We start from the raw sequence: 14,341 nt of genomic DNA on the forward strand, positions 1-14,341 counted from the left end.
CCGCCGGGCTGCGCGCGCCGCCGGCGCTACCTCCGCGCGGAGAGCCGCTGGTGCTTGGGCAGCCTCACGAACAGCAGCAGCACGAGGCCGAGCACCAGCACCACCGTGATGCCGAGGATGCCCCAGTACGTCGCGCCGAACCACGCGATCATGAGCGACCACAGCAGGGGCGACAAGAAGCTCATCACCCGGCCGGTCGTCGCGTAGAGGCCGAAGATCTCGCCCTGCATCCCGTCCGGGGTGACCCGCGCGAGCAGCGATCGGCTCGAGGCCTGCGCCGGTCCGACGGCCGCCGATAGCACGATGCCGCCGATCCAGAAGATGAGCTTGCCCTCCTCGCGGAAGAAGAAGACGAACAGGCAGCTCACGATCAGCACCGAGAGCGCCGTGATGATGACGGCGCGGGCGCCGAAGCGGTCGTCGAGGCGTCCGGCGAGGATTGTCGAGACGCCCGCGACCAGGTTGAGCGCGATGCCGAAGATGATGACCTCGTTGGGGGAGAAGCCGAACGCGACGGCCGCGAGCACGCCGCCGAACGCGAACACGCCGGCCAGCCCGTCGCGATAGACGGCGCTGGCGATCAGGAACCAGAAGGTCGAGCGGTGCTCGCGGAACAGGGCGACGATGTCGCGTCCGAGGCGGCCGTAGCTCGCGAAGAAGCCCACCGGCTCGACCCCGGCGTGCGCCGGCGCCTCGGGCACGTTCACGAAGAACGGGATGGCGAAGACGAGCGTCCACACGGCGCAGCCGACGGCGATCAGCCGGTACGCGAGACCGCCGGAGGTGTCGAGCCCGAACCACTCGAACTGGTTGAGCACGACGACCAGCACGAGGGCGAGGATGCCGCCGATGTATCCGAGCCCCCACCCGAGACCGCTGACGCGGCCGATCGTGCGCGGGGTGGACACCTGCACGAGCATGGCGTTGTAGTTGACGCCCGCGATCTCGCTGGTCACCGCGCCGAGCGCGAGCACGATCGCGCCGTACCAGAAGAACGCCGGGTCGGCGTAGGCGAAAAAGAGCGCGAACTGCAGCAGGGCGAGCACGACGGTGGCTCCGACGACCCACTTCTTCTTGCTGCCCCGCGCATCGGCGCGCTGGCCGAGCACGGGTGCGAGCACGAGGATCAGCAGCCCGGCCGCGAACGTCGCCCAGCCGTACCACTCCGACAGGTCTGCCAGGCCGCGGCAGTAGGCGGTCGCCTCGTCGGCCGCGGTCGAGCACGCGAGGTCGCCGTTCGCGCCCTGGGCCGCGACATCCGCCGGCAGGAAGTTGGCCGACACCAGATAGAGGGTCGCGAAGACGAAGGTGAGGAGCACGGAGTTGAACGGCTGGGTCGCCCAGTCCCACAGCGCCCACGAGAACACCTGCTTGCGCGGCACGACGCGCTCGTCGGCGGGGACGGCGACGACCGCGGCCGTCGAGAAGCGCGGATCGGTCACGCCGTCGCCCGTCGGGACGGGGTCGGCGGGAGGTTCGGGCGAACTCATGTCGGTCACGCTAGGACCCTTCGGTGAACGGCGCGTGGCGCCGACGGGCGCGTCGCCGCATCGCGACGCCACGCCAGGGTACCGGCTCGCTGTCGTGCGACGACGCTGCGCTCGGCGCGCATCCACGACCGAGCCGCGGCGAAACTTGAGCCGGGTCGTATCAAGTTCATTTGACACGCTCACCACCCGGGAGTAGCCTTGAGTCCCTGCGGCTCAACTCCGTTTCGAGCGGATGCCGCGGCCCAGACTTTTCCATGACCGCAGGGCGAGGCATCCGTCCTCCGCCCAATAAAAGGAGAGATACACATGGCACGTGCTGTCGGAATCGACCTCGGTACGACCAACTCGGTCGTCAGCGTCCTCGAGGGCGGCGAGCCGAAGGTCATCGCCAACGCCGAGGGCTTCCGCACGACCCCCTCGGTCGTCGCCTTCACGAAGGACGGGGAGGTGCTCGTCGGCGAGACCGCGAAGCGCCAGGCCGTCACCAACGTCGACCGCACCGTCTCGTCGGTGAAGCGTCACATCGGCACCAACTGGACCTTCGAGGTCGACGGCAAGAAGTGGACGCCGCAGGAGATCTCGGCGCGCATTCTACAGAAGCTCAAGCGCGACGCCGAGCAGTACCTCGGAGACACCGTGACCGACGCGGTCATCACGGTCCCCGCGTACTTCAACGACGCCGAGCGTCAGGCCACGAAGGAGGCGGGCGAGATCGCGGGCCTCAACGTTCTGCGCATCATCAACGAGCCGACGGCCGCGGCCCTCGCGTACGGCCTCGACAAGGGCAAGGAAGACGAGCTCATCCTCGTCTTCGACCTCGGTGGCGGCACGTTCGACGTCTCGCTGCTCGAGGTGGGCAAGGACGACGACTTCTCGACGATCCAGGTGCGCGCGACCGCCGGCGACAACCGCCTCGGCGGCGACGACTGGGACCAGCGTCTCGTCGACTACTTCATCAAGCAGTTCAAAGACACGACCGGTGTCGACGTCTCGGGCGACAAGATCGCGCTGCAGCGCCTCAAGGAGGCCGCGGAGCAGGCGAAGAAGGAGCTGTCGTCGTCGACCTCGACGAGCGTCAACCTCCCCTACCTGTCGCTGACCGACTCGGGCCCCGTCTCGCTGTCCGAGACGATCACGCGCGCGAAGTTCGAGGACCTTACGAAGGACCTCCTCGACCGCACGAAGAAGCCGTTCGAGGACGTCATCCGCGAGGCGGGCATCAAGGTCGGCGACATCGACCACGTCGTGCTCGTCGGCGGCTCGACCCGCATGCCCGCGGTGTCCGAGCTGGTGAAGCAGGAGACCGGCAAGGAGCCCAACAAGGGCGTCAACCCGGACGAGGTCGTCGCCGTCGGCGCCGCCCTGCAGGCCGGTGTCCTCAAGGGCGAGCGCAAGGACGTGCTTCTCATCGACGTCACCCCCCTGAGCCTCGGCATCGAGACCAAGGGCGGCATCATGACGAAGCTCATCGAGCGCAACACCGCCATCCCGACCAAGCGCAGCGAGACCTTCACGACCGCCGACGACAACCAGCCGTCGGTCGCCATCCAGGTCTTCCAGGGCGAGCGCGAGTTCACGCGCGACAACAAGCCGCTCGGCACGTTCGAGCTGACCGGTATCGCCCCGGCTCCGCGCGGCATCCCGCAGATCGAGGTCACCTTCGACATCGACGCGAACGGCATCGTCCACGTGTCGGCGAAGGACAAGGGCACCGGCAAGGAGCAGTCGATGACCATCACCGGCGGCTCGTCGCTGCCGAAGGAAGACATCGAGCGCATGGTGCGCGAGGCCGAGGAGCACGCCGCCGACGACAAGAAGCGTCGCGAGGCCGCCGAGGTGCGCAACCAGGCCGAGACCCTGTCGTACTCGATCGAGAAGCTCATCAAAGACAACGACGACAAGCTGCCCGAGAACGTCAAGACCGAGGTGCAGGCCGACGTCGACGCGCTCAAGACGGCGCTCGCCGGCGACGACGACGAGGCGGTCAAGACCGCGTTCGACAAGCTGAACCAGAGCCAGGGCAAGCTGGGCGAGGCGATCTACGCGTCGAACCAGGCGTCGCAGGAGGCCCCGGCGAGCGGCTCCGAGCAGCCCGCGGGCGACCAGGCGCCGTCCGGCTCCGATGAGGATGTCGTCGACGCCGAGGTCGTGGACGACGAGGACGAGCGGAAGTAATCATGGCCGACAAGGACTTCGAACAGCCCGACGGCGAGAACGAGGTCCGGCCCGGTGAGGCGGGGTCGGAGGCGCAGGCCCCCGGCCCCGACCCGCAGGACGGATCCGCCGCCGACGGCGACGAGCTGACGGTCGACGACATTCTCGGGGCGACGCAGAACGCGGATGCCGCGGCCGAGGACGCCGTGATCGCCGACCTCGAATCGCAGCTGCTGAACGACCTCAAGCGCCTTCAGGCCGAGTACGCCAACTACCGGCGTCGCACCGAGGAGCAGCGCGAGGTCGAGATCGAGCGCGCCAAGGGGGCGGCGGCCAAGGGCCTGCTCCCGGTGCTCGACGACCTCGACCGCGCCGAGAAGCACGGCGACCTCGAGGTGGGCACGCCCTTCGCGGCGATCGCCGAGAAGGTGCGCGGCGTCGCCGAGCGCATGGGGCTGACCACGTACGGCGAGGCGGGCGAGACGTTCGACCCGCAGCATCATGAGGCGATCTTCCAGGCGCCGACTCCCGGGGTCGACACCCCCACGATCCTCGAGGTCGTCGAGATCGGCTACCGGCTCGGGTCGGTGGAGCTCCGTCCGGCGAAGGTCGTCGTCGCCGTGCCGGCCGAGTAGGCCGGGAAGGAGCATCCATGGCCAGTCAGGACTGGTTCGACAAGGACTTCTACGCGATCCTCGGTGTGTCGAAGGACGTCAGCGACGCTGATCTCAAGAAGACGTACCGCAAGCTCGCGCGGAAGTACCACCCCGACTCCAACCAGGGGAACGCTGCCGCCGAGGCGAAGTTCAAGGAGGTCAGCGAGGCGTACTCGGTGCTCTCCGATGCGGAGCAGCGCAAGGAGTACGACCAGATCCGGGCGATGGGCTCCGGGGCTCGATTCACCGCCGGTGGAGCGGGCGGCGCGGGCGGCTTCGAGGACGTGTTCAGCATGTTCAACCAGGGCCGCGGCGGCGCTCGCTACCAGAGCGAGGACTTCGACGACATCTTCTCGATGTTCAACCAGACCCAGGGCGGCGGGTTCGGCTCCGGCCGGTTCGGTCAGTCGACGGGCGGGTACCGCGGCTTCGGCGGCCCGACCCGCGGCGCCGACGTCACGGCCCGCACGACGATCGACTTCGTCACCGCGACGAAGGGCGAGACGATCACGCTCCAGGGCGAAGACGGCAAGCCGTTCAAGGTGAAGATCCCCGCCGGCGTCGCCGACGGGCAGAAGATCCGCCTGCGGGGCCGGGGCCGCCCGTCCCCCGACGGCGGTGAGGCGGGCGACGTCGTCGTGCAGGTGACGGTGCGGCCGCATCCGGTGTTCACGCGCGAGGGGCAGAACCTGCGCGTGACCGTGCCGGTGACCTTCACCGAGGCCGCGCTGGGCGCCACCATCGAGGTGCCGACGCTCGGCGGCGACCCGGTCAAGCTGCGCGTCGCGCCCGGCACACCGTCCGGCCGCGTGCTGCGCGTCAAGGGCCGCGGTGTCGAGAACGCGAAGGGAACCGGCGACCTCCTCGCCGAGGTGCAGGTGGCGGTTCCGTCGCACCTCGACGACGCCGCCCGCGAAGCCCTCGAGCGGTACCACGAGCTCGAGCCGAAGGAGAACCCGCGCGCCGACCTCATGTCGAAGGCGCGCGGCTGAGGCATCCGTCGCTCATCTCCGTCGAATCGACCCGATTCGCTGGGTCGATGGTCGGTTCGACGGAGCTCAACCCGGATGATGAGAACGAGGAGGTGGATGACATGGGTGAGCAGCACGACATCGACGAAGATGCACCGATCTTCGCCATCGCCGTCGCCGCCGAACTCTCGGGCATGCACCCGCAGACCCTCCGGCAGTACGACCGGCTCGGGCTCGTCGTGCCCGCCCGCACTCCCGGCGGCTCCCGCCGCTATTCGCTGCGTCACGTCGGGCAGCTGAGGGAGGTCGCGCGGATGTCGGCCGACGGCATCGGCCTGCCGGCGATCGCGCGGATCCTCGAACTGGAAGACCGCGTGCGCGAGCTGCACGGCCGCGTGCGCGACCTCGAAGAGAGGGTGCGCGTCGAGCTGGAGCGCCGACCGGGCGCCCGGGTGTTCGCGGCCGGCGCCACCGGCGCGGTCGTGACGCTCCGCAGCGGCACGCGGGTGCGCCGCGCAACCGAGCTGGTCGTCTGGCATCCGCGTCATCAGCTCGAGCGCGCCGACGACGCCGACGACGCCGGCCGGTCCCCTCGGTCGGGTTCCTCGGCCTCCTGACGCCGGCAGCTGCAACCTGGTCGCCCGAGACCCGCGGTCTCGCCGAGCCATCGGGCGTCGGCTTCGATGTCGGCACGAATCCCCGGTTTCGCGATGCGGACGGGGGTGGCGGATTCCGCGGCCCCGAGTCACGATGAAGCCCATGGTGACTCTCGACGACGTACGCCAGATCGCGATGGCGCTCCCCGGTGTGGAGGAGCGGGTCGACGGCCATCGCGGCGGCGCGACCTGGCGCACATCCGCCGGATTGTTCGTGTGGGAGCGGGGCCCGAGCAAGGCGGATCTCGTCGCCTTGCGAAAACTCGGCCGCACCTGGCCCGACGGCACGGTGATCGGGGTGCACACGGCCGGGATGGACGAGAAGCAGGCGCTGCTCGAGACGTATCCGGCGGCGTTCTTCACCATCCCGCACTTCGACGGCAGCCCGGCGGTGCTCGTGCGCCTCGACGCCATCGACCGCGGCCACCTCGAGGAGGTCATCACCGACGCCTGGTTGCTGCGGGCGCCAACCTCCGTCGCGCGGGAATGGCTCGAAACCCACCCTCAATAAGTCCGGTCGGGCGCGGTCGCATCCCGTCGGTGTGCACAACGTCGGTGATTGTCGTCGTCGGGCTGGCCGAGGCATCCCCCGCCGGCCCGCCGAGCCCTTCTCACCGACGTTGTGCACGCGCCGCGGGGAAGCCGCCGCACTCGACCCGGAGCGGGCGGCCGACTCTGCTCAGAGCGCGTCGAAGACGGGCTCGCCCGCGACCACGGTCCGCAGCACCCGCGCCGTGAGCAGCGACTCCGGGCCCTCGGTGAACGGGTCGACGTCGATCACGGCGAAGTCGGCGGCGAGGCCCGTCTCGAGCCGGCCGCGGTCGTCGCCGTCGCCGACCGACGCGGCGGCGTCGCGCGTCGCGTGCCCGATCGAGTCCTCGAGCGGCAACGCGAACTGCGGATGCCTCGGCTCGAACGACGGGTCGAGCGCCGACTTGCGCGTTGCGGCGATGTACATGTTCGGCAGCGCCTCGAACGGAGCGGTCGGGGCATCCGTCGAGAAGGCCAGCAGCGCACCGGCCTCGCGGTACTCCGGCCACGCGAACGCCCGGTCGACCCGGTCGTCGCCGAGCATCGCCGCCCAGTTGTCGAAGATCGCCGGGTCGGCGTGCACGGGCTGCATCGACGCCGTCACCCCCAGCCGGGCCATGCGCTCGGCCGTGCCCGGAGCGGCGTACTCGAGATGCTCGATGCGGTGCCGCCGGACGCCGGCGAGGCCGGGCCGGTCGGCTCGCGAGCCGTTGACGGCAGCTGCCTGCTCCAGCGCGTCGAGGGCGATGTCGCTCGCGAGGTCGCCGATCGCGTGCAGCGCGATCTGCAGCCCGGCTGCGTCGGCGGCGACGACCACCGGCGTGATCGCCTCGAGCGACCAGATGGGGTCGGCGTTCGAGCCGTCGGCATACGGATGCCGCATCGCGGCCGTGCACGCATCGATGACCCCGTCGATCACGAGCTTGATGCCGACGATCCGCAGCCACGGCGAGTCCACCTCGCGCGCCAGCTCGGCCGCACGCTCGACCTGCGCGAGGTTGGCTTCGGCGTCGCCGGTGTTCTCGACGAACCAGTGCGCCGCCACCCGAAGGGGGAGCCGTCCGCCGCGGGCGTCGAGCGCCCGCCGCAGCGCGGCGAGGCCGAGGTCGTCGAACGCCATGTCGATCGCGCCCGTGACGCCGCTCGCCGCGTAGGCCTGCAGCATCCGCTCCACCGCCGCATCGCGGTCGGCGTCGCTCGTCTGCTCGGCGAGGAACGTCCAGACGTGCTGCTGGGCGGCCGTCTCGTACAGCATGCCGTCGGGCTCGCCGTCGGCGTCGCGGCCGATGCGACCGCCGTGCGGGTCGGGGGTGTCGCGCGTGACGCCCATCTCGCGCAGCGCCGCGGTGTTGACCCACACCGAGTGGTAGTCGTTGGCGTCGAGATACACCGGGACGTCGGCGACGGCTTCGTCGAGCATGTGCCGCGTCGGCGTGCCGGCGGGTACGGAGTCGAAGAGCCAGCCCCGGCCGAGCACGCGCCCCGCCGCCGGGTCGGCGGCCCGGGCGCTTCGCAGCCGCTGCTGGATCTCCGAGATCGTGCGGGCGTCGGTGAGACCGACCCGGCCGAGGGCCTCGCCCATCATGACGAGGTGCGTGTGCGCGTCGGTGAAGCCGGGAACGACGAGCCGGCCGTCCAGGTCGACCACCCGGGCGTCGGGTCCGGCGGCCGCGCGGGCCCGCGCGGCGTCGCCGACGAACGCCAGCCGGTCGCCGTCGACCACGAGCGCGTCGGCCCATGGCTCGGCGCCGGCCGTGAAGATCCGGCCTCCGACGTACAGCTGCGCGGTCATGCCGGCACCTCCTCGGTGACGAGCTCGGGCCGGGCCGCGGCATCCCGCTCCACCCGCGATGAGATCGCGGCCACACCGAATGCGGGAACCGCCAGGACGAAGCTCGCGACGCCGAGCGCGATCGCGAAGCCCTCGAAGCCGAGCAGGTCGACCAGCGCGGCGCCGATGACGGGGGTGAGCGCCGAACCGACGAGATACACCGCGAGCAGCGGACCCGACCAGCGCCCGTCGGCGTCGAGGGCCGCCGACGTCGACACGAAGTACATGAAGGCGATCGCGTAGACGGTGTTCCAGGCGATGAACACGACGATGAAGGTCGTCGGGTCGGCGACGAATCCGAGCATGATCTTGAGGGCCCCGCCGACGACGAGCAGCACGGCCAGCGGCACGGCACGACCCAGGCGGTTGCCGACGGCCATCAGCAGCAGCGAGCCGACGAGGCCGCCCGCGGTCGCGCCGCTGAGCGCGAGTCCCAGACCCTCGGGGGTGAGGCCGGTCTGCTCGGCGCCCATGACTCCGGCCATCGCCCACAGCGAGTCCTCGCTCACCGCCCACAGCGCGAAGGTCACGAGCAGCACGAACCCCGCGATCGTCACGAGGCGAGAGGCGCTGCGGGGCCGACGCGCGGCGCGCAGCGCGGCCGTCTCGGGCACCTCGACCGGCATCGCCTCGGGCACGGCCGCACCGGCCTGCGGGTCGGCGACCGGCGCGGCGGGCATCCAGCCGACGGCGACCAGACCGATCAGGCCGAAGAGCGCGAGCGCGCCGAACACGTCGATCGGCGCGAGGCCGATGAGCGGGATCACCGCCAGCACGATGGTGATGACGCCGCGGTTGGCGAGACCGTTGAAGCCGGCGACGCGGTCGGGGTTGCGGAACGCGGCCAGCGCGGCGCCGGCCGACGACACCGCCCCGCCCGCGCCGATGCCGCCGACGAGCAGTCCCGCGATGACGACGGCGGGCGCCGGGGCGAGCGCTGCGGCGAGGAAGCCGATGACGGATGCCGCGAGCCCGACCCGGGCGACCAGTCGCCGGTGGACCCCGGCGCACAGCGGCGCCGTCGCGAGGCCGGTGATCGCGGTGGCCAGCAGTGTGGCGGTGACGATCCAGCTCGCCGAGAGCACATCCATGCCGAGCCCCGTCTGGAGGGCCGTGATCATGTACGGCGAGAGGTTGACGCCGAGGTAGCCGGCGATGCCGATGGCGAAGGTGGCGGCCGCGGTCGGGAAACGCAGCGGCACGCGCGCGGAGATGTCAGTCATGGCGGGTGTCTTTCCTGTCGTTTCGTGCACGACGGTGTGCGGGGGCCAGGCGGCGCGGCCTGGTAAACGAACGGTATTCGTTTATTGTTGCACGCGTGTGACGGCCCGGGGAAGCCCCGATTTCGGCGGCGGACGCCCCGTAGGCTGACGACGAGGAGGAACGGATGCCGCGCCCCAAGGTCGGACTGCTGTCGGTGGACCTCATCGCCGACGCCGCGATCGAGCTCGTCGACTCTGGCGAGCGCTTCGGGGTGAACGCCCTCGCCCGCCGCCTCGGGGTCACGCCGTCTTCGCTCTACAACCACGTCGACGGTCTCGACGGGATCATCGAGCTCATGCGGTCGCGCCTGGGGGAGCGCTACTTCCCGGATCGCGTCGAGGGGGACTGGGAGCAGGTCGTGCGCGTCATCGTCGGCAACCTGCGGTCGCTGTACGCCGACCATCCGCTCATCGTGCCGCTGCTCGTCGGGAAGACGATCACCGCGCCCGTGGTGATCGAGAGCTACGACCTGCTTGCCACCGCCCTCGCCGAGGCGGGCTTCCCCGACGACGAGGTGCTCGCCATCGTCGCGATCGTGGATGCCTTCGCCATCGGCTTCGGGTTCGACGTCGCGTCCCCCGACGAGATCTGGCGCCCCGAGACGCCGACCCGTACGCTCGGCCGGCTCGTCGCCGACGCTCAGCGCGGCCGCGAGCGCAGCGACCGGGCCTTCGACATCGGCCTCGAGATGCTCCTCGACTCGCTGCGCCGGCAGCTCGTGGCCGGCCGGGCGAGAGGCTGACCGCGCACAAAGTCGGACATCGGTCGGCGACGCCGGGCGGCGGCATCCGGTTCTCTTCTCACGCCCGCGCTCGGCACCCGCCGTGCACCGTTATCCCCAGGGCTACATGTCCCACTTTGCGGCGCCCGCGCTGAGCGCAGCCGCGCTAAAGCGGGACATGGCTGGAGTGGGCGTCCCCTGGGGTTTGGTGTCCCACTTTCGGGCGCCTGTGCGCGCGGCAGCCGCGCAAGAGTGGGACATGCCGGTCGAATCTGCACCCGGGGATGCCCTGCCCGGAAGACCGACGTTGGGCACGGGCGCTCCGGGATGCCGGCCCGGAATGCCGACGTTCTGCACGGGCACCGGGCCCGGTCGAGACCGACCTCAGCCGGCGTCGACGCCGCGATGGCGGCGGAACAGCTCCCAGTCGGCGCGTGACAGGTCGGCGTACGCGTACGACCACTCGAGGATCGCCTCGCCGGCCACCCGGCCCCCGCCGACGTACCCCGCGACGACCGACGCATTGGGCGACTGCCCGTGCGCGCGGGCGAGGGTGGTCGCACACGCGTCGGCATACCAGCGGAACGCCGGATCTTCGAGCGTGTCCATGTCGAACCCGCCCTTCTTGTCGTGGAACTGCCGCACGTAGAAGGACCGGTCGGGCCCTCCCTCGGGCGGCGGTCCGCTCAGGTACCCCAGGAACGGGTCGGACACCGCCTGCAAGATCCGCTGCATCCCCACCACGCGACCGCCTTCGCCGTTGCGGTCGATGAAGCGCGCAACCGCCTCGGGCTGCTCGGCTCCGCCGTACTCGATCAGCACGCTCTGCCCCGCCTCTTTCGCCTGCAGCAGGAGGGCGTTCCCGTCTCCGTCGGCGAGGGCGACAAGGTAGCAGCGGGTGCCGACGCTGCCCACCCCGACGACCCGTCGCGCCATGTCGGAGAGGTGATACTTCTGCAGCAGCACACGGATGTCGATGTTCGCCGACTGCTGATACTCGAGCAGCGCCCGCCCGATGAGCTCCTCGATGCGCGGGTCTACGTGCGTCATGGTGGGCGGCTGCTCGACGAAGACGAGGCGACCGGATGCCTCGACGGTGGTGAGCTTGCGGACCGCCCGGACTGCGGTGCGCTTCTCGGCGTCCTTTATCGCCTGGCGCAGGGCATCCCCCGACTCCGGATCGATCGCAGCGGCGGCGGCGTCGGCGTCGAAACGGTCGTAATAGCGCTTCAGCGGGGAGCGCTTCGCGCCGCTGCCCAGGGCGCGCGCGTAGGTGCGGACGGCGCTGAGCGCGGCATCCCGCACCACCGTCTCGTCGCGCGAGGTCGACTGCCCGGCGATGACGATGCTCGTGACGAGGCGCTTGACGTCCCACTCCCAGGGCGCCCAGGCGGCTTCGTCGAAATCGTTGAGGTCGAACACGAGCGTGCGCTGCGGGGAGGCGAACAGGCCGAAGTTCGACACATGCGCGTCGCCGCACGACCCGACGGCCAGGCCGCTGCTGGGGGAGCGAGCGAGGTCGGCGGCCATGAGCGCCGCGGTGCCGCGGTAGAACGCGAACGCGCTCGCCGCCATGCGCTCGGTGCGCAGCGGCACGAGCTCGGGGACGCGGGTGGAATCCTGCCGGTCGAGGATCCCCATGGGGTCGCGCTCGCCCCCCGGGAGCACCGCGAGGTCCTCGCGAGGAGCGAAGGCGCGCGCCCGGCGTCCGTCATCGAGGTGGTCCTTGAGCGTGGGCGGCGCCGACCATGCCTCGGCGATCGGCCGGATGTCTGTCGTCGACATGCGCCCAGTGTGGCACCGGCGCTGCGCGGGCAGGGGGTGACTTCCGGGGTGAAATCCGGTGGCCGGGGTTCGGGCGTGGATACCCTGGCGGCGTGAAGCAGCCCCCTCCGTCGCCTCCGGCTCCGGCTCCGGCCCTCTCCCCGGCGCTTCGGACGCTGCTGACCCTCGCCGCAGCCGTGATCGTGCTGGCGGGCATCTCCTTCGCCCGCGAACTGGTGGGCCCGCTCGCCCTCGCGATCGTGCTGGTCGTGATCTGCGAGCCGGTGCGTCGCCCGCTCGACGGGCGAGGCTGGCCGCGGTGGGCGGGCACGACGGCAGTGATCGCGGTGGCGTACCTGGTGCTCGTGGTGATGGGGCTGCTGCTCTGGCTGGCGGGCACGCAGTTCGCTCGGCTGGTCGGCGAGTTCGCCGACGAGCTGCAGGACACCGTGCGGACGTTCCTCGGGTGGCTGCAGTCGGCGGGACTCGATCAGGAGGCGTCGGATGCCGCGGCCTCGGTGCTCGACCCGCAGACGCTCGCGCGCCTGGCCTCGAGCCTGGGCGGCGCGGTCCTCGGGGTCGCGACCGCCCTGTTCTTCGTGGTCGCGTACATCATCTTCATGGCCGCCGACGCGGCCCGGTACCGCGACGCCGGACGCATCTTCGGTCGAGCGAAAAGCCCGACGCTCGCGCGCATCCGCCGCCTCAACACCGGGGTGCGCCGGTACTACGTGGTGAACGCGACCTTCGGGGCGATCGTGGCGATCATCGACGGGCTCGCGCTGTGGTGGCTCGGCGTTCCCGCGCCGCTCGTGTGGGCGATCCTGGCGTTCGTGACGAACTTCATCCCGAACATCGGCTTCGTGCTCGGGCTCGTCCCGCCGGCGGTGCTCGCGTTCGTCGTCGGCGGGTGGCCCTTGCTGCTGGCGGTGATCGCGATCTACTGCGTCGTCAACGTCGTGCTGCAGGTGCTGGTGCAGCCGAAGTTCGTCAGCGACGCCGTCGATCTGAGCCTGACGCTCAGCTTCTTCTCCGTCATCTTCTGGACCTTCGTCATCGGACCGCTCGGCGCGATCCTCTCCATCCCGCTCACCCTGTTCGTGCGGACGCTCGTGCTCGAAGGCGACCCGGGGTCGCACTGGCTGAGATGGCTGTCGGGTGACCGCACCGCCGTCCCGCCGCCGGCCGACGCCGGCTCCGAGGCATCCCGGAGGAATCGATCATGACGACCACCACCCCGGCAGACCGCACCACAGCAGATCGGCCACTGGCGCGGCTGTTCGACACGACCAGCGAACGGTCGCTGGAGTCCCTCGCCCTGGGCGCAGGGGCCGTCGCCTTCGTCGTCGTCGCGCTCGCCGCGCTCGTCGCGTTCCGGTTCGAGTCCGCCCCGATCTCAGGACCGGGTTCGATCGGCCAGTTCGCGGCGATCTCGTCGGCCGTCGTCGCGTTCGCCGCGGTGCTGGCCGGCCGCTACCTGCTGCACGTCCGAGGTCACCGAGGGCGCCTGCATCCGCTCGACCATCTCGACATCGTCGCGCTCGGGATCGCGCACGCCGTGATCGCCCTGCTGGGGTGGACGCTCATGGCCGTCATCCTCGAGCGCGCGTTCATCGGGGCCGAGGTGTTCGCCCTGCCCGTGCTCATCCTCGCCGGTGCGGCGGCGGGCATGACCGCCTACCTGTGCTTCTACTCCGCCACCCACATGGACCTGCAGCTGCTCGCCGTGGTGCTGGCCGTGTTCCTCGTGTTCGGCGTGCTGGCGAGCATGCTCACCGCGAGCGACCCGAACTGGTGGAAAGACAACCTCAGCGCGCTCGGCATGACCACCAACGTGTCCGCGCTGGCGTTCAACCTCACGCTCATCGTCGCCGGGTTCCTCGTCACGACGCTGGCGCGCTACGCGACCCGCGGCATCCCGACCGACAACCCCGCCGGGATCGGGCGCGTGCGCACATGCCTCATCGTCGTCGGGGTGTTCCTCGCCCTGGTCGGAGTCTTCCCGGTGAACCTGTTCTTCGCGATCCACACCGGCGTGGCATCCGGAATGGTGGTCGCGTACGGCGTGCTCGTGATCGGCCTGCCGAGATGGATCACCGGGATGCCGCGTCCCTTCGTCGTGCTGGGCTGGCTGTTCCTCGCGGTGACGCTCGTGCTCGCCGTGTTCTTCGCCGTCGGGTATTACACGTTGACGGCCGTCGAGCTCGTGGCCGGCATCCTCGTCTTCACGTGGATCGTGCTCTTCATCCGCAACGCGGCGGCCCTCGAGCAGGACGCCCGCACCGCCTGATCCGCGCGCCCTCA

General features: G+C 70.7%; 12 protein-coding genes. 8 read left to right on the plus strand and 4 right to left on the minus strand.

Translation table 11 applies throughout. From position 1 onward, the window contains the following. Positions 1 to 26: 26 nt before the first annotated feature. A complete protein-coding gene (locus tag ACFUTX_RS10720; RefSeq protein ID WP_378863953.1) occupies positions 27 to 1,499 on the minus strand; it encodes an MFS transporter in 1,473 nt (490 codons plus the stop codon). A gap of 297 nt (positions 1,500 to 1,796) precedes the next feature. Between ACFUTX_RS10720 and dnaK the strand changes: the two genes are divergently transcribed. The 5 genes from dnaK to ACFUTX_RS10745 all read left to right on the plus strand — a co-directional run bounded on the left by dnaK (position 1,797) and on the right by ACFUTX_RS10745 (position 6,438). Further along, positions 1,797 to 3,665 carry a molecular chaperone DnaK gene (gene dnaK, locus ACFUTX_RS10725; RefSeq protein WP_378863956.1) on the plus strand — a complete coding sequence of 623 codons (1,869 nt, stop codon included), beginning with the start codon at positions 1,797 to 1,799 and terminating at the stop codon, positions 3,663 to 3,665. Between the two features lie 2 nt (positions 3,666 to 3,667). After that, a complete protein-coding gene (locus ACFUTX_RS10730; protein ID WP_378863960.1) occupies positions 3,668 to 4,279 on the plus strand; it encodes a nucleotide exchange factor GrpE in 612 nt (203 codons plus the stop codon). A 17-nt stretch (positions 4,280 to 4,296) separates the two neighbouring features. Beyond that, entirely contained in the window at positions 4,297 to 5,292 is a 996-nt protein-coding gene (locus tag ACFUTX_RS10735) for a DnaJ C-terminal domain-containing protein (RefSeq protein ID WP_378863962.1), read from the plus strand. Between the two features lie 101 nt (positions 5,293 to 5,393). Beyond that, positions 5,394 to 5,888, plus strand: coding sequence for a heat shock protein transcriptional repressor HspR (locus ACFUTX_RS10740; protein WP_378864648.1), 495 nt, complete (start codon positions 5,394 to 5,396; stop codon positions 5,886 to 5,888). 142 nt (positions 5,889 to 6,030) lie between these two features. Then, entirely contained in the window at positions 6,031 to 6,438 is a 408-nt protein-coding gene (locus tag ACFUTX_RS10745; RefSeq protein ID WP_378863965.1) for an MmcQ/YjbR family DNA-binding protein, read from the plus strand. 168 nt (positions 6,439 to 6,606) lie between these two features. On the opposite strand, the gene ACFUTX_RS10750 is transcribed toward ACFUTX_RS10745, so the two are convergent. Together ACFUTX_RS10750 and ACFUTX_RS10755 are read right to left on the minus strand one after the other, a co-directional pair. Then, on the minus strand, positions 6,607 to 8,250 hold the full coding sequence (locus ACFUTX_RS10750; RefSeq protein WP_378863968.1) for an amidohydrolase: 1,644 nt from the start codon (positions 8,248 to 8,250) through the stop codon (positions 6,607 to 6,609). Next, positions 8,247 to 9,512 carry an MFS transporter gene (locus tag ACFUTX_RS10755; RefSeq protein WP_378863971.1) on the minus strand — a complete coding sequence of 422 codons (1,266 nt, stop codon included), beginning with the start codon at positions 9,510 to 9,512 and terminating at the stop codon, positions 8,247 to 8,249. The genes ACFUTX_RS10750 and ACFUTX_RS10755 overlap by 4 nt, the downstream gene beginning before the upstream one ends. 164 nt (positions 9,513 to 9,676) lie before the next feature. Between ACFUTX_RS10755 and ACFUTX_RS10760 the strand changes: the two genes are divergently transcribed. Next, entirely contained in the window at positions 9,677 to 10,294 is a 618-nt protein-coding gene (locus ACFUTX_RS10760) for a TetR/AcrR family transcriptional regulator (protein ID WP_378863974.1), read from the plus strand. 363 nt (positions 10,295 to 10,657) lie between these two features. Here ACFUTX_RS10760 and ACFUTX_RS10765 read toward each other — a convergent pair whose 3' ends face one another. Then, entirely contained in the window at positions 10,658 to 12,058 is a 1,401-nt protein-coding gene (locus ACFUTX_RS10765; protein ID WP_378863977.1) for a DUF2252 domain-containing protein, read from the minus strand. A 92-nt stretch (positions 12,059 to 12,150) separates the two neighbouring features. On the opposite strand from ACFUTX_RS10765, the gene ACFUTX_RS10770 reads away from it, so the two are divergent. Both ACFUTX_RS10770 and ACFUTX_RS10775 read left to right on the plus strand, forming a co-directional pair. Next, positions 12,151 to 13,263, plus strand: coding sequence for an AI-2E family transporter (locus ACFUTX_RS10770; RefSeq protein ID WP_378863980.1), 1,113 nt, complete (start codon positions 12,151 to 12,153; stop codon positions 13,261 to 13,263). Then, a complete protein-coding gene (locus ACFUTX_RS10775; RefSeq protein ID WP_378863983.1) occupies positions 13,260 to 14,327 on the plus strand; it encodes a DUF998 domain-containing protein in 1,068 nt (355 codons plus the stop codon). The genes ACFUTX_RS10770 and ACFUTX_RS10775 overlap by 4 nt, the downstream gene beginning before the upstream one ends. Positions 14,328 to 14,341: the final 14 nt, after the last annotated feature.

This window comes from Microbacterium sp. NPDC057407 (assembly GCF_042803895.1).
Lineage (GTDB): Bacteria > Actinomycetota > Actinomycetes > Actinomycetales > Microbacteriaceae > Microbacterium.